The following is a 23,251-nucleotide window of genomic DNA, read 5'->3' as shown; positions in this document are numbered from 1 at the left end:
CTGCTGTTCACGCAACGGGAGGGCTCATGCCGCAGATCACCGTCGACTACTCCGCCTCGCTCGCGGACGACTTCGACCGGCCCGCGTTCGCGCGGGCCCTGCACGGCGCCGTCGTGGAGATCGCGGCCGCCAGGCCGCCGGCGTGCAAGACGCAGTTCCGCCGCGCCGAGGACACCACGGTCGGCCCCGACACCGACGGGCACGCCGTCGTGCACGTCACCCTGGGGCTGCTCGCGGGGCGCACGGACGAGACCAAGGCGCGTCTGACCGAGACCGTGCTGGAGCTGCTGCGTCAGCACGTGAAGCCGGGCGACGGCCTCGCCCTGCACGCCTCGGCGGAGGTCCGCGACCTGGACCCGTCGTACCGGAAGTTCGAGAGTTAGCTCACGAGCGAGGTGAGCCGGTCGGCCACGTCCCCGAAGGGGCCGTCGGCCGGCTCGTCCGCGACGAGGCGGCGCAGCAGGGCGCCCATCTCCTCGTCGTGGGCGGCGCTCACCGCCGTCAGCGCGGCGAAGTCGTGCACGAGCTGGACCTCCAGCTCGGCGCGCGGGATGCGGCGCCCGTCCAGCCAGATCAGGGCCGTCGACTCGGCCAGCGAGATCCAGGAGCGCACGACCAGTTCCAGTCGGGCGGGCGGGTCGGTGACACCCAGATGCGAAAGGATCTGGTCGTAGGCGGCCTGCCGTACGGAGTCCACGAGCGCGTTCGTCCGCGAGGAGCCGACCGCCGGACCACCGCGCATCAGCGCCGAGAAACCGGGGCCGTGCTCGTCCACGAAGTCGAAGTAGCGGCCCATGACGCGCAGCAGCCGCGCGCCCAGCGGGCCCTCGGCCGGCTCCACGAACCGGGCCGCCAGATCGTCCGCGGCCCGCTGCAACGCGGCCTCGTACAAGCTGAGTTTGCCGGGGAAGTAGTGGTAGACCAGCGGGCGGGAGATGCCCGCGGCCGACGCTATCTCGTCGATGGAGACCTCTTCGGGCGAGCGGCGGCTGAACAGATCGAGGGCGACGCCGATCAGCTGCTGCCGCCGTTCCTCGACACCCATTCTGCGGCGCACCCCGGTAGTCATACGAACACCTTACCGATCGAATTCAGCCTTCGAACGGCCCGGATCGGGCACAGGTGTTCCGTAGTGGCCCGTACCGGCGGGGTTACCGCAGTCCGCTGATCGTCCGGCCGCTGTCCAGGGTGCCCTTCAGCTCGGCCCGCGCGCCCTGTTCGCCCTTCGCCGTCAGCAGGTTGCCGTCGGCGGAGTCGCTGATGCCGCCCGTCGCCTCGACCGACCGAGTCTCGCGGTCACCGGCGGCGAGCAGGTACCAGTGCCCGCCCTCCGACTTCCACAGCACCCCGGCCAGCACGTGCGGGTCGCGCTCACCGCACGCCGGCACGTCCTGCGCCTTCGACGCCACCGCACCCCGGGCACCGCCCGGGGTGCGGAACTGCGCCAGCACCCGTGCCCCCTCGCCCCGCCAGGTCTCGGCCCGGGTGCACACCCAGTCGCCCGAGCCGCTGGCGTCGGGCAGCGGCTGCGCGGCGAACTGCCAGGCGTTCACCGACCGCACGCCCTGTCCGCGCACCGCGCCGAGCGAGCACGCGTACGGCGCCCAGTCGGCCCGGGCCCCGGCCCCGGAGACGTCCTTCGCCGCACCGGGGCGGCCGGTGGTGAGGCGGGCCGGGACCAGCTCGCCGAGGTCGGTCGCCAGCCGGGTGTCCGAGCCGTCGGTCAGCTCCAGCACGTGCCAGGACGTACACGCCCCGGACTGCTGCTGCACCGGGCTGGCCAGCGGCGAGGTCACCCCGTCGGTCAGCGTCAGGGCACGGGCGTCGGCGTCCGGGTCGGCGAGATCGCGCACGGCGGCCTTCGACACCCACGGCGCCGTCAGATAGCGGACGTTGCCGTCGGCCCGGCCCAGGACCACCGCGGTGGCCTCGGCCCGGTCGGCGCCGTCGGTGCGCGCGAAGTCCAGGGCGGCGCCCGCCGTGCCGTCCTTCGGCTCGGCGTACCGGGCGAGGCGCAGACCGTCGTGCAGGATCACCACGCGCGCGTTGTCGACGGTCCCGGCGTACAGCAGCCGGGGCGGGCCGGAGGGGCCGCCGGTCGGGGTGCCGGGCGTCGCCGAGACGCCCACGCTCTCGCCGGGCCGCGCCCACACGGCGAGGGCCCGGCGCAGCAGTTCCTCGTCGCCGGTGAGGTCGCCGCGGGCCGGCCACACCGAGAAGTCGGTGCGCGCGGAGGTCTCCCAGGCGGCCGGGGCGGCCTTCGTCAGCTCGGCGGGGTCCAGGGCCGCCTCGGCCGCCGGGTTCTGCGCGTACGACGGGGCGGCGGCGCCGTCCGGCCCCCAGCCGTCGCCGGGCATGCCCAGCAGCGTCCCGCACACCACCAGGGCCGCCCCGGCGACCAGCGCCGCCCGCGTGTGCTGGCGGCGGCGCATCAGGTCGGTCGGCCGGGCCTGCAGCGAGCAGGGGTCGTACTCGGAGGAGGTGAGCAGCGTGTACTGCGCGGGCACCTCGTCGGCCTCTCGCAGCGCGGCGTCCGCGTCGGCGACCCCGGCGGCTTCGAGCAGCTGCCGCACGTCCGGGTCGGGGAGCTGCTCCAGGCCCCGCAGGACGTAGGCCGCGCGGCCGGGCGCGGAGAGGGCGGACAGCCGCTGGTCCAGGGCGAGTTCGTCGGCCCCGCCGGAGCGCGGGAAGAGCTTGAGGCCCCGCACCTGGGGCAGCAGGGGCGGCAGCTGGGACCGGTTGGGCCACGCGCGCCGCTTGAGCGGGCGGGCGGCCTCCAGCGCCGCACGGACCACGCGGAGGCGGACCAGCGCGTACCCGAGGTCCACCTCGCGGCCGGTCGACTGGGCCGGGATCACGGGAGCCGTCGTCCGGTTCCGGGGCAGGGCTCGCTGGACGATGGAGTGCGCGGACAGGACGCGGCGGCCCCGGCCCAGGCCCGGCGGCAGCACCAGGTAGGCGAGCCGGGCCAGGCGCGGGTAGTGCTCGACGAGCGCGGCCTCGGCCTGTTCGACGTCGACGACCGGGTCGGCAGGGGAGGCGGAGGACGGTGCGGGGCGCGGGGCGACATCCTGTGACTGCACGTTCAGCAGAACGAGCGAATGGGTGGATGGTCACCATGCCCAGGTCAGTCCTGGCCGGGTCAGCCCTGACCGGTCAGTCCTCGGGTTCCACCAGCGCTCGCGCGTAGGCGGCCATCGACCGCTGGTAGCGCGGCAGATGGGGCGCGAGCGCGCCCAGCACCAGCGACAGCCCCTCCCGGTCGCGGCCCATGCTCGACAGGCACAGGGCGAGCGTGGCGCGCACGGCGTCGTCCAACTCGTCCGACGGCGCGAGCAGTTCCGGCGACAGCAGCTTGACGCCCTCCTCCGGCTCGCCGATGTTCCGCAGCGAGCTGGAGAGCTGGATCTTCGCCCGGCGGCCCTTGTAGCGGCTGACCTCGCCCAGCCCGCGCTCCAGCGCCTCGCGGTACAGCGGCACAGCCCGCTCGGAGTGGCCGGTGGAGTCCCAGGCGCAGGCCCGCTCGAACAGGCCGAGCGGGCTGTCCGCCGGCAACTCGTCGGCGAGGGCGTCGATCACCGCGCGGAAGTCGGCGGCACCGTCCTCGGCGTAGTCGTCGGCCGTCGCCCACGCGGCGGTCACACGGTCTTCCCAGTCCTGGTCCACAGCGCCACTCTCGCACGGGTGCCCTCGGAACGACACCGGGGTTTCTGAATGGTTCGCGCCCCGCGGCCGTATCGATGGCGAGAGCCCCTCGCAGAGGGCTCCGCACGGCATGTCGCCGGAACGGACCGGAGGAACAGATGAGGCTGACCCGACCGATGCTCGCGCCGGCCGCAGCGGCGGCGGTACTGGCGCTGACCGGCTGCGGCTCCGACGGGGACGGCGAGGCGGCCGTGCCCGGGACCGCGACCGGCAGCCTGGAGCACCTGGCCGCCGAGGTGAAGTGCGAGCCCGACATGCAGACGGACGCCGACACCATCCGCCAGGCCCTCTGCGGGAGGGGCGACGAGAAGTACGTCCTCGCCACCTTCGCCACCGACCGCGGGCAGCGCGAGTGGATCAACACGGCCAAGGACTACGGCGGCTACTACCTCGTCGGCCGCAAGTGGGTCGCCGTCGGCCACGAGGACGTCGTGGCGGACCTGCGCGGCCGGCTCGGCGGCACCCTGGAGCAGGGGACCCAGCACGGCGGCGGCAGCCATCCGGAGGGGCACGGCGGGCACGGTGGGCACGGCGGCTGACCTCGGACCGGGACGCGCGAGGGGCCGGTGACGTTCTCACGTCACCGGCCCCATGCGCGCTATGGCGGGGAACCAGGGGAACTACTGGCAGTCCTCGCCGCTGTTGATGCAGTCGACCACCTCGTTCATCAGGTCCTCGTCCATGACGTTGATGAAGTCGTTGTGATCGGTGATCGGCTTGTGCAGCTGCTCGGGGAAGCCGTCCACGGCGTACGGGTCCTGGACCCGGCCGTTCTCGACGGTCGGGGTGGGCACGTCGTACACGAGGCGCACCTGCAACTGGGGGATGGCCCGGAAGCCGTCCGGGCAGCTGCCGTCGTCCCGGACGAAGGCCACGTGGTCGCGGTGGTTGGCGCTGTCGATGTTCTGACCGTCCCAGCAGCTCTGGAAGTTGGACGTGCGCACGACCCGACTGCCCTCGGGGCAGAGCACGTACTTGTCGGTGACCTGCCGGTCCTCGAAGCCCGTGCAGCTGAACGAGCTGTTGGCGTTGGCCACGCCGTTCGTGAAGGCCTTGGCGTCGCCGGTGATGATGCGCAGGAACCTGGGCATGGCGACGACGTCGCTCTGCTTGTTGCCCACGAACCTGATCTCCGCCTCGTCGGCCTTCAGGATCCTGCCGACATTGCCCTCAGCCCCGCCCCCCAGGTCACCGGCGTCGAACTCCTGGGTGCCGTCCTGGAGTCGCAGCACCGGCCAGTAGTAGGTGGACTTGTCGCCCTGGTTCTGGCACGAGGTGCCGGCGTTCGCCAGGTCCTCGTCGCTGGAGAAGGCGTCGTTGTCCTGATTGCCGACGTAGTCGTGCGTGTGGTGGGCGCCGTTGTCGACGCCCGGGGCGACGATCAGATTGTCACTGTTGAACAGGTTGTTCTCGTTGACGCCGCACTTCGCGGTGAAGGAGCCCGTCGACCCGCCGTCGCCGTCGGCGGCCAGCCCGTTCTCCAGGTCCCGTGAGTTCGGCCGGACGTCCTTGATGTCGACGAAGTCCTCGGCGAAGGGGCCGGCCGCCCCGTTGCCGTTGTCGGCCCGGCCCTGGCCGTCGCCGTTCTGACCGTCGCCGTCCTGGCCGCCGTCGTTCTGGCCGTCGCCGTTCTGCGGCTGTTCCGCGGGCTGTCCCTGGCAGCCGGCCAGGCGGTCCAGGTCGTCGTCGGCCCGGCCGCCGGCCCGGTTGATCTCCAGCTGGATCCGGTCGATGATCGCCTTCCGCCGGTCCTTGAGCGGTCCGAGGATGGTGTTCTCGACGAACCGCGGGTCACCCGCCTGCGCGCGCCGCGTGGTGGCGAGGCGCTTGTAGGCCTCGGTGATCTGGCTGTCCATCGTGGCCAGCTCGCCGTCGACCTCCCCCCGCGCGCGGTCCGGCACGTCGGACAGCTCCTGGCCGACGTCGGGACAGTCGATCGTCGCGACCTGCGCCGCGGCCGACCTCGTCCGGTTGTGGGCCGGATTCTCCTCGTGCGCCGAGGCGTGGAAGTTGGCCCAGACCAGCCCGCCCCCGCCGACCGCCAGGGCCGCCGCCCCGGCTACGACCTTGGCGGCCAGCGGCGTACGGCGTTTTCTCGTGTTGCGTCCCATGGAACTCCTCTTTGACTTCCTTGCGGGGCATCGAGGGCGCCCGGCAGGAGTGAAGCGGCTCCTTTCCATACGGAGGCCGTCCCAGGGGTGTTCAGTCGTCTGCGGAATCGGTGGGTCCTGTGCGGCGGACGAGGTCAGTGGCCGCGGTCCAGATAGGCCAGAACCGCCAGTACACGCCGGTTGTCGTCGTCGGAGACCTCGAGGCTCAGTTTGGCGAAGATGTTCGCCGTGTGCTTGGCGATCGCCCGCTCCGTGACGACCAGTTTCCCGGCGATCGCCGCGTTGGTCCGGCCCTGCGCCATCAGCTCCAGCACCTCCAGCTCCCGGGGCGTGAGCCGCTCCAGCGGCCGGTCCGCCGCCGCCCGCCGGCTGAGCAGCTGCTGGATGACCTGCGGGTCCATCGCGGTACCGCCGGCCGCCACCCGCCGTATGGCGTCCACGAACTGCTCCGCGTCGAACACCCGGTCCTTGAGCAGGTACCCGACCCCGCCGCTGCCGTCGGCGAGCAGTTCGCGCGCGTACAGCTGCTCCACGTGCTGGGACAGGACCAGCACCGGCAGCCCCGGCCGCCGGCGCCGGGCCTCGAGGGCGCACTGCAACCCCTCGTCGGTGAGCGTGGGCGGCAGGCGCACGTCGACGACGGCGACGTCCGGCTCCAGCTCGGCCAGCGCGCGGGACAGCTCGGGGCCGGTCTCGACGGCCGCGGCGATCTCGAAACCGTGGGCCTCCAGGAGCCGGACCAGTCCGTCGCGCAGCAGGAACAGGTCTTCGGCTAGGACAACGCGCAAGGGATCTCCACGGTGACCATGGTGGGGCCGCCCGCGGGGGAGCTGACGGCCAGGACGCCGTCGAATGTACCGAGTCGCCGCTCGACGCCGGCCAGCCCCGTCCCCGCGCCGATCACCGCGCCGCCCTTGCCGTTGTCGGTGACGCTGACGCGCAGCCGGCCCTCGGCGTGGTGCATGTCGATCCAGATCCGGTCGGCGCCGGAGTGCTTGACGGCGTTGGTGAGGATCTCGCTGACGGCGAAGTACGCGGCGGACTCCACGGGCGCCTCCGCGCGGCCGGGCAGCTCCACGTCGGTCTCCACGGTGACGGGCAGCCGCAGTGCCAGCGCCCGTACGGCGTCGCCCAGACCGCGTTCGGCGAGGACCGGGGGGTGGATGCCGCGCACGAGTTCGCGCAGCTCGGTCAGGGCGTCGGCGGAGGACTGCCGGGCCTGGGCGAGCAGTTCCCGGGCCTTCGCCGGGTCCTTCTCCAGCAGTGCCTCGATGGTGCCGAGGTCCATGCCCATGGCGACCAGCCTGGCCTGCGCCCCGTCGTGCAGGTCGCGTTCGATGCGGCGCAGTTCGGCGGCGGAGGTGTCGACGGCGTCCCGCCGGGTCTCGGTCAGCACGCGCACCCGCTCGGCGAGCTCGGCCTGGCCCGAGCCGAGGACCGCGCCGGTCAGCCGGAAGTGGGCCTTCAGCAGGAGCGGGGTGAGCCAGGCGGCGGCGACGAGGAGGACGGCGCCCAGGGCGGCGGCGTAGAGCGCGGTGGTCTGGTCGGTGACGGGCACGAAGCCGTACCAGTAGGTGTCGTCCCAGAGCCGCCACAGCCCGGCCGCGATCGCGAACCCCTCCAGCGGGTAGAGCGGCAGCGCGAAGGCCAGCAGCGCGGTGACGAAGCCCGCCGTCATGTCGACCGGGAGCCAGACGAGGTCCCGCCAGGTCGCCGGGTCGGCGAGCATCCCGAAGGTGCGCGCCCACGGGTTGGCGTCCTCGGGCAGCGGCCGGTACGCCCGCTGGATGCGGACCCCGCCCCACTCGGCGGCGAGCACCCGCCGCCAGTCCGCGAACATCCGCACGCCGGTCAGCACCCATGGCGTGGTGACGATGCCGATCCCGATCGGGATCAGCGCGATGGACACCAGGGTCAGGCAGAAGCAGAGCACCGCGCCGGGCAGGGTGATGAACGCCAGCGCCAGCCCCCGCACGGCCGACAGTGCCACGGTCCGCGTCCGGTTCGGCCGGGTCCCGCGGCCGTCGTTCCTCGTCTCGATGTCCATGCCGTCAGTCTCGCCGAGCCGACGGAGCCGGTCACGGGGCCGAGCCCCCTGGTCCGGGGTGTTGCCAGGTACACCTCGGTGCGGGACGGGCCTGCCGGTGCCGGGGTCGCCCGAGACGTGCGGTCTCAGTCCCCGTCCGCCGCGAGCAGCTTCGCCTCCGTCTCCGGGTCCAGGCCGACCGGCGGCCGGTCCGGGCGCCGCGGTGCCGTACCGCCGATGCTCCGCAGCCAGGTCCAGGTGTCGGTGACCGTGTCGTCGGCCGGGCGGCAGCCCAGTCCCGTGGCCAGGGCCCGGGAGACGTCGGCCGTGTGCAGCGCCTCGTGCAGGTCGCTGCCTGGCGGTGTCCACACGGGCAGCTGCGTCCACGGTGCGATCCCGGCGGCCAGGACGGCGTCCGGGGCGGTCCAGCGCAGCTCGGCCGCGCCGCCCGTGGCCCTTACGCAGGCTTCGAGCAGGGCGCCCATGGTGGTGTGCCCCGGCGGAGAGATCAGGTTGTACGGCCCGCTCAGCTCCCGCTCCACCGCCCCGAGGACCCAGTCGGCGAGGTCGCGTGCGTCGATGTACTGGAGGGGCAGGTCGCGCGGGCCCGGCGCGAGCACCGGGCCGCCGCGCGCGACGCGGTTCAGCCACCACGGCAGCCGCCCGATGTTCTCGTACGGTCCGAGGATCAGCCCGGACCGGGCGAGCACCGAACGGTCCGCGCCGAAGGCGTCCAGGACGGCCAGCTCGGCGCCCCGCTTGTCCCGCGCGTAGTCGCTCTGCCCGGCGTCCGCCGAGGCGCCCTCGACCAGTGGGGCGTCCTCGGTGTACCCGGCGGGCGGCGCCCAGGCGTACACCGAGCAGCTCGACACGTACACGTACCGCCCGACGCGGTCCCGCAGCAGCCGCGCCGAGTCCCGCACCGCGCGGGGCGCCGCCGACCAGGTGTCGACGACGGCGTCCCAGGTGCCGTCGCCCGCCAGGGCGGCGAGCCCGTCCGGTGCGGTGCGGTCGCCGTGCAGTGCGCGCACCCCGGGGGGCGGGGCGTGCCGTCCGCGGTGCAGGACGGTCACCTCCCAGCCGCGCCCGAGTGCGCCCTCCACCACGGCCCGCCCCACGAACTCCGTACCGCCCAGCACCAGTAGCCTCATGCCGGCCACTGTGCCCGCCGGAGGCCGTCCGGGGAACGCCTTTCTGCCGACGGCAGAGCTCAGCCTCCGGTGGGCGGCGCGTGTAGCCGACGCGCCGCACGGTCTGGATCGTCCGCCGGTGCTCGGCACCGAGCTTGCGGCGCAGCCGGGCCACGTGCACGTCGGGCTGGGCGTACGGGGGAGCGGGCAGCCAGGTGGCGCCCGGCGGCAGGAGGCCGGCGATGTCCACCGGCTCGGGGGAGTCGAGGGTGACGGTGGTCAGGGAACGGGGGGCGCCATGAGACGTCAGCTCTTCGCGCGAGAGGTTCGTCGGGAGGGGGGCCACGGGACACGGACCGTGGCGCGAAGCCGACGCCGTACCGGTCACCCCACCAATCGTTTGCGCCAGTCCAGCGGCGTGACGGTGATGGCTCTGCCCGGATCGCCTGTCCACTCCGTGGACAGCCCGGCCGCCGTGAAGGCCGCCACGACCTCGTGCCCGACCGCGGTGGTGGTCTCCTCGGAGCCGTCGAAACCGCCGTAGTGGAGGGTCACTCCGTGCCCCTCGGCCGCGGCCTCCGTGCTCTGCCGGTGGAAGAACACGAAGCCGCGCGCCCCCTCGCGCTCCGCGCCTATCTCGGACATGCCGCAGTTGCGGCAGCAGGTGAAGTTCTCCCGGGCGGTGACGCCGGCCGCGTCCAGCGTCCCGAAGACGCGGGTGAGCCGGTCGGGGTCGGTGGTCTCGTCGCCCCACTCCTCCTGCTGCGCCAGCCGCTCCAGCCACAGCCGGTCCACCAGCTGCCAGGCCTGGGCCCTGGACACCGGCCGCTTGTCCTCGGCGTCCGCGGCCCGGTACTCCTCAGCGATCTCGACCAGGGCCTTCCGGCTGTCGTACCCGCAGCGCAGCCGCTCCCGCAGCAGCCGCTCGACGTCCTCGCGCACCTCGTCCGGCAGTTCGGGAACCTCCTCCTCCGGCCCCAGGTCGATCGGTGCCCAGTCGACGCCGGTGTCCCAGCCGGGCTCCTGTCGCGCCCAGCCGGTCATGAGGTCCGCCACCCGGTCGGGGTCGTCGAGGTCCGTTCCGAAGAACTGGTGCCCGGCGGCCCGGTGCTCCAGCCGGTAGTTCCCGCCCTCCTCGTGCCACACCTGCACGAACACGTCCGGGATGTCCGGTATCCGCTGGACGACCAGGAACCGGTCGCCGGTGCCCCCGATCCGCGCCACCAGCTCACGCAGCCAGGACTCCGGAATCCGGGTGTGCGTCTGCCAGTTCTCCGTCTCGGCCCTGATGGCGAGGTCCCCGTCGATCTCCATGCCCCCACAGTGCCACGCACCACTGACAACGTGGTCGCCGAACGGTCGCGGGCAGCGCGAAGGGGCGCCCACCGTCGCGGTGGACGCCCCCGTCAGGCGGTCGGCGGCCGGATCAGACCTGGCCGGCCTTCTCCAGCGCCGCGCAGCAGGTGTCCACGAGCAGGCGGGTCACCACGTACGGGTCGACGTTGGCGTTGGGACGGCGGTCCTCGATGTAGCCCTTGCCGTCCTTCTCGACCTGCCACGGGATGCGGACCGAGGCGCCGCGGTCCGAGACGCCGTAGGAGTACTCGTTCCACGGGGCGGTCTCGTGCAGGCCGGTGAGACGGTCGTCGATGCCGGCGCCGTAGTTCTTGACGTGGTCCATCGGCTTGGAGCCCTCACCGAGTGACTCGCAGGCGGTGATGATCGCCTCGTAGCCTTCGCGCATCGCCTTGGTGGAGAAGTTGGTGTGCGCGCCCGCGCCGTTCCAGTCGCCCTTGACCGGCTTGGGGTCCAGGGTCGCGGAGACCTCGAAGTCCTCGGCGGTGCGGTAGAGCAGCCAGCGGGCCACCCACAGCTGGTCGGAGACCTCCAGCGGGGACAGCGGGCCGACCTGGAACTCCCACTGGCCCGGCATGACCTCGGCGTTGATGCCGGAGATGCCGAGACCGGCCTTCAGGCAGTTCTCCAGGTGCGCCTCGACGACGTCGCGGCCGAAGATCTCGTCCGAGCCGACACCGCAGTAGTAGCCGCCCTGCGCGGCCGGGAAGCCGCCCTCGGGGAAGCCGAGCGGGCGGGCGCCCTTGAAGAAGGTGTACTCCTGCTCGATGCCGAAGACCGGCTCCTGCGCGGCGAACCGCCCGGCGACCTCGGCCAGCGCGGCGCGGGTGTTGCTCGGGTGCGGTGTCATGTCCGTGTCGAGGACCTCGCAGAGCACCAGGATGTCGTCGCCGCCGCGGATCGGGTCGGGGCAGGAGAAGACCGGCTTGAGCACGCAGTCCGAGGAGCTGCCCTCGGCCTGGTTGGTGGAGGAGCCGTCGAAACCCCAGATCGGCAGCGCGTCCAGGCCCGCGGGGGCGTCCGTGATGATCTTCGTCTTGGAACGGAGCTTGGCCGTCGGCTCGGTGCCGTCGATCCAGATGTACTCGGCCTTGAAGGTCACGGGGACACATCCTTCGGGGTGGGTCTGGGCGCACTGCGGGTGCTGCGGCGCTGCGGCACCGGTGCGCCGCTCCTACTGCCGTGCAGCGTGCCAACCGGCGATTTCCCGTCCGTTGCCCGCTTGTGAACCCCGTGTTACCCGGGTGCGGTGTGGCGCGTTTCTCACCGCCCCCGGCCGGCGACCGCCACCCCCGCACGGTCGCCGGCCTGTCCGTGACCGGGTCTCACCCGACCTTCTCGATCAGCGCCCGCCGGATCAGGAACTTGCCCTCCTCCCGGACCTGCTCGAACGCGGCGTTGTTGAGCAGCACGCAACTGCCCGAAACCGAGGAGACCTCCACCGTCGTGGACTTGGCGTTGTCGAGGTTGGTCACCTTGAGCCTGGTGCCCACGGGGAACTGGTCGCTGGACGCGGCGGGCGCGCCGCCCTCGCCGGAGAGGGTGACGGTGGAGCCGTCGCACACCTGCTCACCGGCGGCCTGACCCGCTTCCTGTCCGGTGTCCTGGCCCGCCTCCTCTCCGGCGCCCCGGCCGTCCTGCGGCGGCTGTGCGGACTGGGAGCCCTGAGCCGACTCCCCGACCGTGCACCCGGACGCCTCCTGCTTGCGCTCGATCTCCGCGATGACGGCCTCGCGGTTGGCGATCCTGGCCTCCGACTGCGCGTCGGGATCGGCCCGCTGGCCCTCGATGAAACGCCGGTTGTTGCCCAGCGCGGTGGCCAGACCCTGGCAGACGGAGGAGTCCTGGGCCGCCCTGGTCCGCGCGTTCTGGTCGGTCTGCGCGGCATTCGAGGCGTTCGCCGTCACGAAGGCCCCACCGCCCGCCACCGCCGCGGCACTGACCAGGAGTGCGATCTTCTTCTTCGTACCGAGAGTTCTCCTGCGCGACATGCGCGCCTCCTGAAGAGGTAGGGGAGCGTACGCCGCTATGTACGGAATACCGAACGGAGTTGCTCAACGGCGACGGCCCTGCGCCCGAGTGACCCGGGCGCCCTACCGGGACAGGGCGTCCCGGACCGCCTCGTCCGTGCGGCCCACGACGGCCGTGCCGTCGTCCGCCGTGATGATCGGACGCTGGATCAGCTTCGGGTGCTCGGCGAGTGCCGTGACCCACCGGTCGCGTGACGCCTCGTCACGGGGCCAGTCCTTCAGGCCCAGGTCCTTCGCGGCGGCCTCCTGGGTGCGGGTGATGTCCCAGGGTTCGAGGCCGAGCCGGGTGAGCACCTCCCGGATCTCGTCCTCGCTCGGGACGTCCTCCAGGTAGCGGCGGACGGTGTAGTCGGCGCCCTCCGCGTCGAGCAGGCTGATCGCGCTGCGGCACTTCGAACAGGCCGGGTTGATCCAGATCTCCATGCCGCACACGGTAGCCCGAGGGGTGCGGAAACTCGTTCACCCCGTGCGTCACAGCACCCCCGAAAGCCCTTGTGGCCAGGGGCTTTTGTCAGTGGTGGGCGGTAAAATAGAAGCAGTGTTCGAGGGTGTCGCCGGGCGGTCCGGACGGCGCCCTGACCGCGACAGGAGGATGCTCGTGCCCGCTGCCGCACTGAAGCCGAAGCCGTTGCCCACCCAGTCCACCGCCAAGCGGCCCGTCCTGCTCGACCTGCCCTACGAGCCCGTGGAGAAGCGTCCGCTGCCGGCGGGCCGTCCCCGCGAGTGGTACATCACGCACAACCGCCGGCTCAAGGCGATGCGGCTCGCCATCGCCCTGCTCGACTCCGGCGTCTACCTGGCCGACCAGGCGCGCAACGAGAGGATACGGAGCGCCGCGCTGACCATCGGCGTCCACCCGCCGTCGGACACCACGTGCCACATGGTGCGGGCGTTGATGCGGTACTCGCGGTGAAGCGGTGAAGCGGTGGCGCCGGGTGCCGTTCGTCTCGCGGGGTGCCCGGCGCCGCTGACCGGCTGTTCACGCTGACAGCTCCCGCTCCAAGGGCGTCCGGAACCGCGGAGTCACCCGCGTCGTTCCCACCCCCACCACTTCAGGTCGTCCTCGGTGGCCGGCCCGCACGCGGTCAGCCACCTCCGCAGCAGCTCCGCCTGCGCCTCGCCCGCGTCCAGCTCAGGATGGTCGGGCGCCGGCGCCCAGCGGAACTGGCTGGACGTCCACGAGCCCAGGGGCCGGCCCCGTACGACCCTGCCCTCCACGCCCAGCACCTTCAGCAGCCGGGTCGAGACGGTGTGCACGCCCTCGTAGCTCTTCCCGGCGGCGTAGACGAACTGCTCCTTCAGGCGCGGCTCGTCCCGGGCAAGCTCGGCGGCCGTCGCCTGGCCGCGCCGGGCCAGCGCGGCCAGCGCCGACTCCTCGACCTCCGCGAGCCAGGCCGCGTCCGGGGCTCCGGCGTCCGCCATGCTCTTGATCAGCGCGGCCCGCTCCCGCGCGGCGACCGTGAGGCCGGTCGAGGCGTGCACCACCGCGGTCAGTTCCCTCGGGAACACGAAGACGGTGTGCCGCATGCCGTGCATCCGGACCAGGGAGCCGTCCTCGTACAGCGCCCGCTCGGTCGCGCCCACGGTCTTCGCCGCGTCCGCCAGCCGCGCGCCCACGGCCAGGTACACCGTCGCCGGGTCGGTGCCGTGCAGCGCGACCAGTGAGCCGGTGACCTCCTCCGGTCCTGCCGCCCGCGCGGCCCCGGCCAGCCGCTGTCGCAGGGCCAGCCGCTCCCGCCGCTCGGCCGCCCCGATGTGCCGTCGCCCGCCGTCACCCATACAGGCCCTCCGCCCGTTCGCAACGTCCTCGGTGCGTGTCTCGGTAGGGACATGGTGCCCGGCACCACTGACAGCGGACGCTAGGGGCTGTCGGGCGCCGACAGCCGCCGGGTGATCCGGTCGAACAGCTCCGTCAGCGGCTCGCCGACGTCCCGGCCGAACTCGGTCAGCCCGTACGTGACCTGCGGCGGCGTCGTCGGTTCGACCTTCCGCCAGACCAGGCCGTCCCCGACCAGTGCGCGCAGGGTCTGGGCCAGCATCTTCTCGCTGATGCCCTGGATGCTCTCGCGCAGCTCGAAGAACCGGAGGTCGGTGTGGCGCAGGGAGATCAGAACCCAGACGCCCCACCGGCTGGTCACGTGGTCGACCATGTCCCGCGCCAGGCAGTCGGTGTGAAACACGTCATACCGTGCCCCGGTCTCGGCCCGCCTGTGCTGCACGCCTTCAGTCATGTCATGAGCTTACCTTCAGGTATGCCCTTACCAGGAGTTAGCTCTCGCTCCTAGCGTGAACGCCCTCGGAGCACATCCGACCCAGAGCACATCGACAAGGAGCTGATCATGATCGTGGTGACCGGGGCGACCGGGAACATCGGCCGGCCGCTGACGCGGGCGCTGGCGGAGGCGGGCGAGCAGGTGACGGCGGTGTCCCGGCACCCGGCGGCGGTGCCGGACGGCGTCCGCCACCAGGTGGCCGACCTCGCCGAGCCGGCCGGCCTGCGGCCCGCGCTGGCCGGGGCGAAGTCGCTGTTCCTGCTGCTCTCCGGCGATCTGCACGCCGTCGGTGCCCACCCCGCCGACATCGTCGCCGAAGCCGCGGGCAGCGGGGTCCGCCGCATCGTCCTGCTCTCCACGCTCGGCGTGGTGACCAGGCCCTTCGGGGCGACGCGGATCGCGATGCGCGAGCTGGAGGACACGGTGCGGGAGTCCGGCCTGGAGTGGGCCGTGCTGCGACCGGGCGGTTTCGCCTCCAACGCCCTGTGGTGGGCCGAGTCCGTCCGCGCGCGGCGGGTCGTCGCGGCGCCCTTCGGCGACACCGGGGTGCCGGTGATCGACCCGGCCGACATCGCGGCGGTGGCGGCGGCCTGCCTGCTGGAGGACCGGTACACCGGCGGCGAATACGAGCTGACCGGCCCGGAGGTGATCACTCCGCGCGGGCAGACGGAGGCCCTCGCGGCAGCGCTGGGCGAACCCGTGGCGTTCCACGAGCTGACCCGCGACGAGGCCAGGACCGCCATGGCCCGGAGCATGCCGGCGGAACTCGCCGACGACACCCTGGACATCGTCGGGAACCCGAGCCCGGCCGAACTGCGCGTCAGCCCGGACGTCGAGCGCGTCCTCGGCCGCGCCCCGCGCCCCTTCGCCGACTGGGCCGCCCGCAACGTCGCCGCGTTCCGCTGAGACCGGCGGCAGCGGACGGACGGTACTGGCGGTCCTAGTAGGGCGCCCGGAAGTTGATGTAGCCGAGCAGCACGATCACCGCGGCGACGCAGCCGAGGACCAGGGCGGTGGACACCCACGACGACCGGCGTCCGGATCCCACGTGATCGGGGTCGGCGCGGAAGGGGACCGGGCCGGGAGGGTTCTCCTTCCAGCGCGCGGCGAGCATCCGGGCACGCGCGGAGGGCTCCTTGTGCTCGGCGCCGTCCGCCCACTTGATGTCGAACTCGCGTTCCTCGTCGTCCCGCTCGGACATGTCCGGTCCTTCTCCCCGTCCCCTGACTCGAACAACAGTCTCGGTATCTATGATCCCGGGCCGGGTTTCCCCTGTGAAGCTTTTCGGCCAACGACCCGGTCCGACGACGGCGCCCCCCGCCCCCGGGAACGGGGACGAGGGGCGCCGGGCGGACCGCGGGGCGATCGAGGACGATCACACGTCGAAGTACATCTCGAACTCGTGCGGGTGCGGGCGCAGCTGCAGCGGGGCGATCTCGTTCGCGCGCTTGAAGTCGATCCACGTCTCGATCAGGTCCGGCGTGAACACGTCGCCCTGGAGGAGGAACTCGTGGTCGCTCTCCAGGCGGTCGAGGACGGCGCCGAGGGAGGTCGGGACCTGGGCCACGCCCGCGTGCTCCTCGGGAGCGAGCTCGTAGAGGTCCTTGTCGATCGGCTCGGCCGGCTCGATCTTGTTCTTGATGCCGTCCAGGCCCGCCAGGAGCAGGGCCGAGAAGGCCAGGTACGGGTTGCCGGAGGCGTCCGGCGCGCGGAACTCGACTCGCTTGGCCTTCGGGTTCGACCCCGTGATCGGGATGCGCATCGCGGCGGAACGGTTGCGCTGCGAGTACACCAGGTTGATCGGCGCCTCGAAGCCCGGGACCAGGCGGTGGTAGGAGTTCACCGTCGGGTTGGTGAAGGCCAGCAGCGACGGGGCGTGCTTGAGGATGCCGCCGATGTAGTAGCGCGCGGTGTCGGACAGGCCGGCGTAGCCCTGCTCGTCGTAGAAGAGCGGCTCGCCGTTCGACCACAGCGACTGGTGGACGTGCATGCCCGAGCCGTTGTCGCCGAAGATCGGCTTCGGCATGAAGGTCGCGGTCTTGCCGTTCTTCCAGGCCACGTTCTTCACGATGTACTTGAAGAGCTGGAGGTCGTCGGCCGCGGCGAGCAGCGTGTTGAACTTGTAGTTGATCTCGGCCTGGCCGGCGGTGCCCACCTCGTGGTGCTGGCGCTCGACCTGCAGGCCGGACCGCTCCAGCTCCAGGGAGATCTCGGCACGCAGGTCGGCGAAGTGGTCGACCGGCGGGACCGGGAAGTAGCCGCCCTTGTAGCGGACCTTGTAGCCGCGGTTGTCCTCCAGCGCACCGGTGTTCCAGGCGCCGGCCTCGGAGTCGATGTGGTAGAAGGACTCGTTCGCGCTGGTGGAGAAGCGGACGGAGTCGAAGACGTAGAACTCCGCCTCCGGGCCGAAGAACGCCGTGTCGGCGATGCCGGTGGAGGCGAGGTAGGCCTCGGCCTTCTTCGCCACGTTCCGCGGGTCGCGGGAGTACTGCTCGCCCGTGATCGGGTCGTGGATGAAGAAGTTGATGTTGAGGGTCTTGTCCCGGCGGAACGGGTCGATGCGCGCGGTCGACAGGTCGGGGCGCAGGGACATGTCCGACTCGTGGATGGCCTGGAAGCCGCGGATCGAGGAGCCGTCGAAGGCCTGCTCGTCGTCGGGGTCGAACGCCGCGGCGGGCAACGTGAAGTGCTGCATGACGCCCGGCAGGTCGCAGAACCGGACGTCGACGAACTTGACGTCCTCGTCCGCGATGTACTTCTTGGCGTCGTCGGCGTTCTGGAACATCCAGCTCCTCCTACTCCCGACCGTCCCGCCGGGGTGGTAGATCGTTCGTGCGGCCAGTGCGGGTGGCACACGCTTCCTCGACCCTAGGGACGGGTGATTTCTCGGGCGTGACCCATTTGTTTCGCAGAAGTTAACCGGCTCCGTTCCAGCGTAGGCCTCACGCGGGCCCGTCACACCCCGCCCGCGCCCCTCCCGGGCGCCCTTCGCGCACCCTCCGTCCGTAGGGCGTCCAGGGGCGCAGTACCGTGGACGGGTGGACAACAGGCAAGCAATCGGATCGTGGCTTTCCGGGCCGCGTGCCGCCATCGAGGAGTCCGGCGCGGACCTCGGGTACCGGGGCGAACAGCTCGGTCTGCCCGAGGAGGGGCCGGGCTCGATCGCCCGCCCCGGTCGGCGGATCGGCGCCCTGGCCGTCGACTGGGCCCTGTGCCTCCTGATCGCATACGGCCTGATCACGGACGGCTACGGCCAGGCGACCAGCAACTGGGCCCTGCTGATCTTCTTCGTGCTGAGCGTGCTGACCGTCGGCACGATCGGCTTCACCCCGGGCAAGCGCCTGTTCGGCCTGCGCGTGGTCGAGCTGAGCACGGGCCGCCCGAGCCCGCTGCGCGCCCTGCTGCGCTCGGTCCTGCTGTGCGTCGCCGTTCCGGCCCTGATCTGGGACCGCGACGGCCGCGGTCTGCACGACCGGGTGGCGCGCACCGTGGAAGTACGAGTCTGAGGCACGACGACGCCGGTACGGCGATGGGGGCACCCGGATCCAGTCCGGGTGCCCCCATCGCCGTACCGGCGCGTTGCCGTGGGTGCGAGGTCAGCGCTGTCTGGGGTTGCCGCCCTTGGGCATGCGCATGCCCTTCGGCATCGGGCCCTTGGGGAGCGGCATGTTGCTCATGAGGTCGCCCAGGGCGCGCAGCCGGTCGTTGGTCACCGTGACCTGCGGGCCGGACAGCACGCGGGGGAGCTTGAGCATGGTGGTGCGCAGCTTCTTCAGCTCGACCTGGCCCTCGCCGGTGCCCACGATCAGGTCGTGCACGGGCACGTCGGAGACGATGCGGTTCATCTTCTTCTTCTCGGCGGCGAGCAGGGACTTCACCCGGTTCGGGTTGCCCTCCGCGACCAGCACGATGCCGGCCTTGCCGACCGCGCGGTGCACCACGTCCTGGTTGCGGTTCATCGCCACCGCGGGCGTCGTCGTCCAGCCCCGGCCGACGTTGTCCAGTACGGCCGCGGCCGCGCCGGGCTGGCCCTCCATCTGGCCGAAGGCCGCCCGCTCGGCCCGGCGCCCGAAGACGATCGCCGTCGCGAGGAAGGCGAGCAGCACGCCCAGGATGCCGAGATAGATGGGGTGACCGACCAGGAAACCGATCGCGAGGAGGACACCGAAGACGACGATGCCGACACCCGCGAGTACAAGACCGATCTTCTTGTCGGCCTTGCGGGTCATCTTGTAGGTCAGAGCGATCTGCTTCAGTCGCCCGGGGTTCGCAGCGTCCGCTGCAGGTTCCTTCCTCGCCATGGCACGAAGTCTACGTGCCCCGCCGAGCGCCGACGACGGCAGTGCCCGGCGTGCGGGGAGGCGGGACGGCCGGGGCCGTGATCAGGGGCGGCCGGCGACGGACTGCCGCAGCACGCGCTCCGTCTCGATCCGGTCCTTGGCGCGGCGGCGGTCCTCCAGCACGGAGGTCCACGCGTTGCGCCGGGCGGTGCGCTGACCGCCGCTCATCAACAGCGACTCGACGGCCCGCAGGGCGGTGGTGAACGACGGGATGGCGGTGGCGCGGACGACGGTGGCGCGAACGGGCGCGGCCTGCATCGTGGAGGTCCCCCCTCGGTACGGCTCCGGGTACGGAGACGGGTGTACGTGGCGTGATGCCAGGGTCACTGATTGGTGTTACCAGGGCGTGACCCGCCGGTCAAACGGACATGAAGCCGCGACGCCGGGAGTCTCGACGACGCCGCGGCCCCGACCGGTGCCCTCATCTGCGAGGACGGTCGGGGCCGCGGAGTATCGGCCATTACTGGCCGGTAGCAGCTTGTGCGTGAATTCACACGGTCGCCGGACGGTGGTCCGGCGGGCGGATCAGACAGCGGCGGTCCGGCGCTGCTCCATGGCCATCTGGTAGAGCCGCCCGGCGCGGTACGAGGACCGCACCAGCGGGCCCGACATCACGCCGGAGAAGCCGATCTGCTCGGCCTCCTCCTTCAGCTCCACGAACTCCTGCGGCTTGACCCAGCGCTCCACGGGGTGGTGGCGCACCGACGGGCGCAGGTACTGCGTGATGGTGATCAGCTCGCAGCCGGCCTCGTGCAGTTCCTTCAGCGCCTCGCTGATCTCCTCGCGGGTCTCGCCCATGCCGAGGATCAGGTTGGACTTGGTGACCAGGCCGTAGTCGCGGGCGTCCGTGATGACCTTCAGTGAGCGCTCGTAGCGGAAGCCGGGGCGGATGCGCTTGAAGATGCGCGGGACCGTCTCGACGTTGTGCGCGAAGACCTCGGGGCGGGAGTCGAAGACCTCCCGCAGCAGCTCCGGCACCGCGTTGAAGTCGGGGGCGAGCAGCTCCACCTTGGTCCGGCCGGCCTCGCGGTCCGCCGTCTGCTGGTGGATCTGGCGCACCGTCTCCGCGTACAGCCAGGCGCCGCCGTCCGGGAGGTCGTCGCGGGCGACGCCGGTGATGGTGGCGTAGTTCAGGTCCATGGTGACCACGGACTCGCCGACGCGGCGGGGCTCGTCGCGGTCGAGCGCCTCGGGCTTGCCGGTGTCGATCTGGCAGAAGTCACAGCGCCGGGTGCACTGGTCGCCGCCGATGAGGAAGGTCGCCTCGCGGTCCTCCCAGCACTCGTAGATGTTGGGACAGCCCGCTTCCTGGCAGACCGTGTGCAGGCCCTCGCTCTTCACGAGGTTCTGCATCTTGGTGTACTCGGGGCCCATTTTCGCCCGGGTCTTGATCCACTCGGGCTTGCGCTCGATGGGGGTCTGGCTGTTGCGGACCTCCAGGCGCAGCATCTTGCGTCCGTCGGGTGCGACTGCGGACACGACCGGCTCCCTAGCGATTGATTCTTCGGCGTGCCCCAGGGTACGCCCGTTGATTTGTTGGTCGGCGTTGGTGCTGGCCCTGCTGGGGGCTGCCGCCCCCAGGCCCCCGCTTCCGGCCTGGACGGCCTCGTCCTCAAACGCCGGACGGGCTTGTTCTATGCCCTGAGGTCAGGCTGCAGGGGCCTTCTCGATCACCCTCGGCTTCAGATCCGCGTTCTCCAGTACGTCCCGCAGGTGGCGCTCCGCGACCGGCAGGACCTCCTCGATGGTCACGTCCCGGCCCAGCTCGTTCGCCAGCGAGGCGACGCCCGCGTCGCGGATGCCGCACGGGATGATCTTGTCGAACCACTTGTTGTCCGGGTTCACGTTCAGGGCGAAGCCGTGCATGGTGACGCCCTTCGCCACCCGGATGCCGATCGCGGCGATCTTGCGGTCCTCGCGCCGCTGGCCGGCGTTGGAGGGGGCGTAGTCGGGGCCGTTCAGACGGGGGTCGAACTCCTCGTCCGTCAGGCGCGGGTCGAAGTCCAGGGAGAGTCCCGCCCGTCGCCCGCCATCACCCTCGGCCGAAGCGCTGCGCGCTGCCCCTCCAGATCGCGCGGGGCGCCGCTCGACCGGGTCGCCGAGGACCCACACCCCGCTGCGGCCCTCCACTCGGCTGGTCTCCACGCCGAACTCCGCGCAGGTGCGGATCAGGGCATCCTCCAGCCGCCGCACGTGCGCCACCACGTCCACCGGGCGCGGGAGCTTCTGGATCGGGTAGCCCACCAGCTGGCCCGGCCCGTGCCAGGTGATCTTGCCGCCGCGGTCCACGTCGATCACCGGCGTGCCGTCCAGCGGACGCTCGCTGTCCTCGGTGCGCCGGCCGGCGGTGTAGACCGGCGGGTGTTCGAGGAGCAGCACGGTGTCGGGGACCTCGTCGGCGAATCGCGCGGCGTGCACCCGGCGCTGCTCGTCCCACGCCTCCTGGTACTCGACGCGATCGGCACCGAACCCCATTCGGACGAACCGCAGCTCACTCACGGCAATGCCTCCCCGGAAGGTCGTAAGGCACGAAGCGTGCCCACGCCACTGTACGACCGCCCACGCGTCGTCAGCCGGGCGGGCAATCCTCACACGATCGGATGAATGCCGGTGAAAGTGTGCGATCGGGCGCTTACTCTCCGCTACATTCGCGCCGTTCACGAGGCCATAAGGGCTGCTCACAGGCGCTCCGGGCACATCGAACGCCCGGAAGGCAGGAGACCGCACCGCACCATGACGGAACGACCCGCGCAGCGCACCCCCAACCGCCAGCTCGCCGCGCTCATCGCCGAAGCGGGGTTCTCGAACGCGGGTCTCGCGCGTCGCGTCGACCAGCTCGGACTCGAACACGGTCTGGACCTGAGATACGACAAGACGTCCGTCACCCGGTGGCTGCGCGGCCAGCAGCCCCGCGGCACCACCCCGGCGCTGATCGCCGAGGTCTTCACCCGGCGCCTCGGCCGCCGCCTCAGCGCGCAGGACCTCGGCCTCGACGCCTGCGCGCCCGTCTACGCGGGCCTGGAGTTCGCCGCCACCCCGGAGGAGGCCGTCGACATCGTCGGCGGGCTGTGGCGCAAGGACTCCGGCAGCCAGGCCGAGCTGCGCAAGATCGCCTTCACGCCGGCCGGACTGGTCGTGCCCAGCCGGGACTGGCTGATCGGGCGGGCCGACGAGAAGGTGGCCCGCGCCGAGGTGCCCGTCCGCATCCCCGCGCAGGGCCGCCCCGCGATGCCCAGGGGGCCCGTGCCGGTCGACCCGGCCCGCCGGCGCGCGCCGTCCGCCGACCGCGGCCCCGGCCAGAAGGTCACCGGCGGCGACCTCGCCGCGCTGCGCTCGGTCGGCGAGCTGTTCCGCAGCCTGGACGACCGGTACGGCGGCGGGCACGCCCGCCAGGCCCTCGTGCGCTACCTGGAGCACGAGCTGGAGCCGATGCTGCGCGGCACCTACGGCGAGCAGACCGGCCGCCGGCTGTTCGCCGCCGCCGCCGACCTCACCCGGCTCGCGGGCTGGACGTCGTACGACATCGCCGCGCACGGCCTCGCCCAGCGCTACTTCGTGCAGGCGCTGCGGCTCGCGCAGGCGGCCGGGGACCGGGCGTACGGCTCGTACGTGCTGGTCACCATGAGCCGGCAGGCCGTCTACCTGGGGCACGGGCGCGAGGCCGTGCAGCTCGCGCGGGTGGCGCAGCAGGGGGTCGGGACCTCAGCGCCGCCGGTCGTGCAGACGCTGCTGCACGCGGCCGAGGCGCGGGCGCACGGCGTCCTCGGCGAGGTGCGGGCCTGCACCGCCTCGCTGGTCCGCGCCGAGCGCGCCCTGGAGGCCGCCCGGCCCGGCGACGAGGTGCCGCACTGGGCCCGCTTCTTCGACGAGGCGCAGCTCGCCGACGAGTTCGGGCACTGCCACCGCGACCTCCAGCAGTTCCGGGCCGCCGCCCAGTACGCCGAACGCTCGCTGCTGCTGCGCGCCCCCGTGTACGCGCGCAGCAGGCTCTTCTGCCGGATCGTCCTCGCCACCGCCCGCCTGGGCCTCGGCGAACTCGACCAGGCCTGCCAGCTGGCCGCCGAGGCGGCCGGACAGGCGGCCGAGATGAGGTCGGCCCGGGCGGCGGAGTACGTCCGCGACTTCGAACGGCGGCTGGAGCCGTACAGGGACGCGGCGCCGGTGCGTGGGTACCGCGACAAGGTCGCGGCGCTCGGGTGACCCGCGCGGCCGCACACCGGCCGCATACGGCCGCGGGCCCGCTGCTCCGCCGGGGACGGCGGGGCAGCGGGCCCACGGGC

General features: G+C 72.3%; 24 protein-coding genes and 1 pseudogene. 6 read left to right on the top strand and 19 right to left on the bottom strand.

Features of this window, described 5'->3' with window-relative positions; translation table 11 throughout:
* The first annotated feature begins 26 nt into the window (after positions 1-26).
* Positions 27-383, top strand: a complete 357-nt coding sequence (locus tag M6G08_RS02210; RefSeq protein ID WP_272585492.1) for a 5-carboxymethyl-2-hydroxymuconate Delta-isomerase — start codon at positions 27-29, stop codon at positions 381-383.
* Here M6G08_RS02210 and M6G08_RS02205 read toward each other — a convergent pair.
* The 3 genes from M6G08_RS02205 to M6G08_RS02195 form a co-directional block, all read right to left on the bottom strand.
* Positions 380-1,069, bottom strand: coding sequence for a TetR/AcrR family transcriptional regulator (locus tag M6G08_RS02205; RefSeq protein WP_272585491.1), 690 nt, complete (start codon positions 1,067-1,069; stop codon positions 380-382). The two genes, M6G08_RS02210 and M6G08_RS02205, sit on opposite strands and share 4 nt — an antisense overlap.
* Before the next feature lie 82 nt (positions 1,070-1,151).
* Complete coding sequence (locus tag M6G08_RS02200) at positions 1,152-3,083, bottom strand: hypothetical protein (RefSeq protein ID WP_272585490.1); 1,932 nt, start codon at positions 3,081-3,083, stop codon at positions 1,152-1,154.
* 73 nt (positions 3,084-3,156) lie between these two features.
* Positions 3,157-3,666 (bottom strand): tetratricopeptide repeat protein, encoded by a 510-nt coding sequence (locus tag M6G08_RS02195; protein ID WP_272585489.1) that lies wholly within the window; start codon positions 3,664-3,666, stop codon positions 3,157-3,159.
* Positions 3,667-3,803: 137 nt separating this feature from the next.
* Between M6G08_RS02195 and M6G08_RS02190 the strand changes: the two genes are divergently transcribed.
* Positions 3,804-4,244: a hypothetical protein gene (locus tag M6G08_RS02190; RefSeq protein WP_272585488.1), complete on the top strand. Its 441-nt coding sequence runs from the start codon at positions 3,804-3,806 to the stop codon at positions 4,242-4,244.
* Between the two features lie 81 nt (positions 4,245-4,325).
* On the opposite strand, the gene M6G08_RS02185 is transcribed toward M6G08_RS02190, so the two are convergent.
* The 8 genes from M6G08_RS02185 to M6G08_RS02150 form a co-directional block, all read right to left on the bottom strand.
* Positions 4,326-5,816 (bottom strand): DUF1996 domain-containing protein, encoded by a 1,491-nt coding sequence (locus tag M6G08_RS02185; protein WP_272585487.1) that lies wholly within the window; start codon positions 5,814-5,816, stop codon positions 4,326-4,328.
* Between the two features lie 134 nt (positions 5,817-5,950).
* Positions 5,951-6,604, bottom strand: coding sequence for a response regulator (locus tag M6G08_RS02180; protein ID WP_272585486.1), 654 nt, complete (start codon positions 6,602-6,604; stop codon positions 5,951-5,953).
* Positions 6,589-7,863, bottom strand: a complete 1,275-nt coding sequence (locus tag M6G08_RS02175; RefSeq protein ID WP_272585485.1) for a sensor histidine kinase — start codon at positions 7,861-7,863, stop codon at positions 6,589-6,591. Before M6G08_RS02175 ends, M6G08_RS02180 begins: the two co-directional genes overlap by 16 nt.
* Positions 7,864-7,988: 125 nt before the next feature.
* Positions 7,989-8,993: an SDR family oxidoreductase gene (locus M6G08_RS02170; protein ID WP_272585484.1), complete on the bottom strand. Its 1,005-nt coding sequence runs from the start codon at positions 8,991-8,993 to the stop codon at positions 7,989-7,991.
* A 363-nt stretch (positions 8,994-9,356) separates the two neighbouring features.
* A complete protein-coding gene (locus tag M6G08_RS02165; protein WP_272585483.1) occupies positions 9,357-10,286 on the bottom strand; it encodes a DUF6891 domain-containing protein in 930 nt (309 codons plus the stop codon).
* A 112-nt stretch (positions 10,287-10,398) separates the two neighbouring features.
* A complete protein-coding gene (gene glnII, locus M6G08_RS02160; RefSeq protein WP_272585482.1) occupies positions 10,399-11,430 on the bottom strand; it encodes a glutamine synthetase in 1,032 nt (343 codons plus the stop codon).
* A gap of 223 nt (positions 11,431-11,653) precedes the next feature.
* Positions 11,654-12,319: an SCO2207 family protein gene (locus M6G08_RS02155; protein ID WP_272585481.1), complete on the bottom strand. Its 666-nt coding sequence runs from the start codon at positions 12,317-12,319 to the stop codon at positions 11,654-11,656.
* A gap of 102 nt (positions 12,320-12,421) precedes the next feature.
* Complete coding sequence (locus tag M6G08_RS02150; RefSeq protein ID WP_272585479.1) at positions 12,422-12,781, bottom strand: arsenate reductase family protein; 360 nt, start codon at positions 12,779-12,781, stop codon at positions 12,422-12,424.
* A 175-nt stretch (positions 12,782-12,956) separates the two neighbouring features.
* Here M6G08_RS02150 and M6G08_RS02145 point away from each other — a divergent pair, with 175 nt between their 5' ends.
* Positions 12,957-13,271, top strand: coding sequence for a hypothetical protein (locus M6G08_RS02145; RefSeq protein WP_073723868.1), 315 nt, complete (start codon positions 12,957-12,959; stop codon positions 13,269-13,271).
* Positions 13,272-13,396: 125 nt separating this feature from the next.
* Here M6G08_RS02145 and M6G08_RS02140 read toward each other — a convergent pair.
* Positions 13,397-14,137, bottom strand: a pseudogene (locus M6G08_RS02140) (DNA glycosylase AlkZ-like family protein); the annotation flags it as partial.
* 80 nt (positions 14,138-14,217) lie between these two features.
* Positions 14,218-14,589, bottom strand: coding sequence for a winged helix-turn-helix transcriptional regulator (locus tag M6G08_RS02135; RefSeq protein ID WP_272585478.1), 372 nt, complete (start codon positions 14,587-14,589; stop codon positions 14,218-14,220).
* Between the two features lie 108 nt (positions 14,590-14,697).
* Between M6G08_RS02135 and M6G08_RS02130 the strand changes: the two genes are divergently transcribed.
* Positions 14,698-15,537, top strand: coding sequence for an SDR family oxidoreductase (locus tag M6G08_RS02130; protein WP_272585477.1), 840 nt, complete (start codon positions 14,698-14,700; stop codon positions 15,535-15,537).
* A 34-nt stretch (positions 15,538-15,571) separates the two neighbouring features.
* Here M6G08_RS02130 and M6G08_RS02125 read toward each other — a convergent pair whose 3' ends face one another.
* Positions 15,572-15,832: an SCO2583/SCO2584 N-terminal domain-containing protein gene (locus M6G08_RS02125; RefSeq protein ID WP_272585476.1), complete on the bottom strand. Its 261-nt coding sequence runs from the start codon at positions 15,830-15,832 to the stop codon at positions 15,572-15,574.
* A gap of 174 nt (positions 15,833-16,006) precedes the next feature.
* Entirely contained in the window at positions 16,007-17,416 is a 1,410-nt protein-coding gene (gene glnA / locus M6G08_RS02120) for a type I glutamate--ammonia ligase (RefSeq protein WP_272585475.1), read from the bottom strand.
* Between the two features lie 253 nt (positions 17,417-17,669).
* Here glnA and M6G08_RS02115 point away from each other — a divergent pair, with 253 nt between their 5' ends.
* Positions 17,670-18,137, top strand: coding sequence for an RDD family protein (locus tag M6G08_RS02115; protein ID WP_073722275.1), 468 nt, complete (start codon positions 17,670-17,672; stop codon positions 18,135-18,137).
* A gap of 90 nt (positions 18,138-18,227) precedes the next feature.
* Here the strand turns inward: M6G08_RS02115 and M6G08_RS02110 are convergent, their stop codons facing one another.
* The 4 genes from M6G08_RS02110 to lipB form a co-directional block, all read right to left on the bottom strand.
* The gene (locus M6G08_RS02110; protein ID WP_073722273.1) at positions 18,228-18,932 is read right to left on the bottom strand and encodes a DUF4191 domain-containing protein; all 705 of its coding nucleotides are present in this window, start codon (positions 18,930-18,932) and stop codon (positions 18,228-18,230) included.
* A gap of 81 nt (positions 18,933-19,013) precedes the next feature.
* Positions 19,014-19,229 carry an SCO2195 family GlnR-regulated protein gene (locus M6G08_RS02105; RefSeq protein WP_073722271.1) on the bottom strand — a complete coding sequence of 72 codons (216 nt, stop codon included), beginning with the start codon at positions 19,227-19,229 and terminating at the stop codon, positions 19,014-19,016.
* Between the two features lie 267 nt (positions 19,230-19,496).
* Positions 19,497-20,450 carry a lipoyl synthase gene (gene lipA, locus M6G08_RS02100; protein ID WP_272585474.1) on the bottom strand — a complete coding sequence of 318 codons (954 nt, stop codon included), beginning with the start codon at positions 20,448-20,450 and terminating at the stop codon, positions 19,497-19,499.
* A 168-nt stretch (positions 20,451-20,618) separates the two neighbouring features.
* Positions 20,619-21,470, bottom strand: a complete 852-nt coding sequence (gene lipB / locus M6G08_RS02095; RefSeq protein WP_272585473.1) for a lipoyl(octanoyl) transferase LipB — start codon at positions 21,468-21,470, stop codon at positions 20,619-20,621.
* 234 nt (positions 21,471-21,704) lie between these two features.
* On the opposite strand from lipB, the gene M6G08_RS02090 reads away from it, so the two are divergent.
* A complete protein-coding gene (locus M6G08_RS02090) occupies positions 21,705-23,171 on the top strand; it encodes an NsdA family TPR-like regulatory protein (protein WP_272585472.1) in 1,467 nt (488 codons plus the stop codon).
* Positions 23,172-23,251: the final 80 nt, after the last annotated feature.

The sequence above is a fragment of the Streptomyces sp. M92 genome (assembly GCF_028473745.1).
GTDB lineage: Bacteria > Actinomycetota > Actinomycetes > Streptomycetales > Streptomycetaceae > Streptomyces.
The sequence above is the reverse complement of the archived record's forward strand: the minus strand, read 5'-3'. Positions and strand labels throughout refer to the sequence as shown.

Coding starts and splice junctions, on each gene's coding strand:
- M6G08_RS02210 (WP_272585492.1), top strand. CDS start 27: ATGCCGCAGATCACCGTCGACTACTCCGCCTCGCTCGCGGACGACTTC.
- M6G08_RS02205 (WP_272585491.1), bottom strand. CDS start 1,069: ATGACTACCGGGGTGCGCCGCAGAATGGGTGTCGAGGAACGGCGGCAG.
- M6G08_RS02190 (WP_272585488.1), top strand. CDS start 3,804: ATGAGGCTGACCCGACCGATGCTCGCGCCGGCCGCAGCGGCGGCGGTA.
- M6G08_RS02185 (WP_272585487.1), bottom strand. CDS start 5,816: ATGGGACGCAACACGAGAAAACGCCGTACGCCGCTGGCCGCCAAGGTC.
- M6G08_RS02175 (WP_272585485.1), bottom strand. CDS start 7,863: ATGGACATCGAGACGAGGAACGACGGCCGCGGGACCCGGCCGAACCGG.
- M6G08_RS02170 (WP_272585484.1), bottom strand. CDS start 8,993: ATGAGGCTACTGGTGCTGGGCGGTACGGAGTTCGTGGGGCGGGCCGTG.
- M6G08_RS02165 (WP_272585483.1), bottom strand. CDS start 10,286: ATGGAGATCGACGGGGACCTCGCCATCAGGGCCGAGACGGAGAACTGG.
- M6G08_RS02155 (WP_272585481.1), bottom strand. CDS start 12,319: ATGTCGCGCAGGAGAACTCTCGGTACGAAGAAGAAGATCGCACTCCTG.
- M6G08_RS02150 (WP_272585479.1), bottom strand. CDS start 12,781: ATGGAGATCTGGATCAACCCGGCCTGTTCGAAGTGCCGCAGCGCGATC.
- M6G08_RS02135 (WP_272585478.1), bottom strand. CDS start 14,589: ATGACTGAAGGCGTGCAGCACAGGCGGGCCGAGACCGGGGCACGGTAT.
- M6G08_RS02130 (WP_272585477.1), top strand. CDS start 14,698: ATGATCGTGGTGACCGGGGCGACCGGGAACATCGGCCGGCCGCTGACG.
- M6G08_RS02125 (WP_272585476.1), bottom strand. CDS start 15,832: ATGTCCGAGCGGGACGACGAGGAACGCGAGTTCGACATCAAGTGGGCG.
- glnA (WP_272585475.1), bottom strand. CDS start 17,416: ATGTTCCAGAACGCCGACGACGCCAAGAAGTACATCGCGGACGAGGAC.
- M6G08_RS02110 (WP_073722273.1), bottom strand. CDS start 18,932: ATGGCGAGGAAGGAACCTGCAGCGGACGCTGCGAACCCCGGGCGACTG.
- M6G08_RS02105 (WP_073722271.1), bottom strand. CDS start 19,229: ATGCAGGCCGCGCCCGTTCGCGCCACCGTCGTCCGCGCCACCGCCATC.
- M6G08_RS02090 (WP_272585472.1), top strand. CDS start 21,705: ATGACGGAACGACCCGCGCAGCGCACCCCCAACCGCCAGCTCGCCGCG.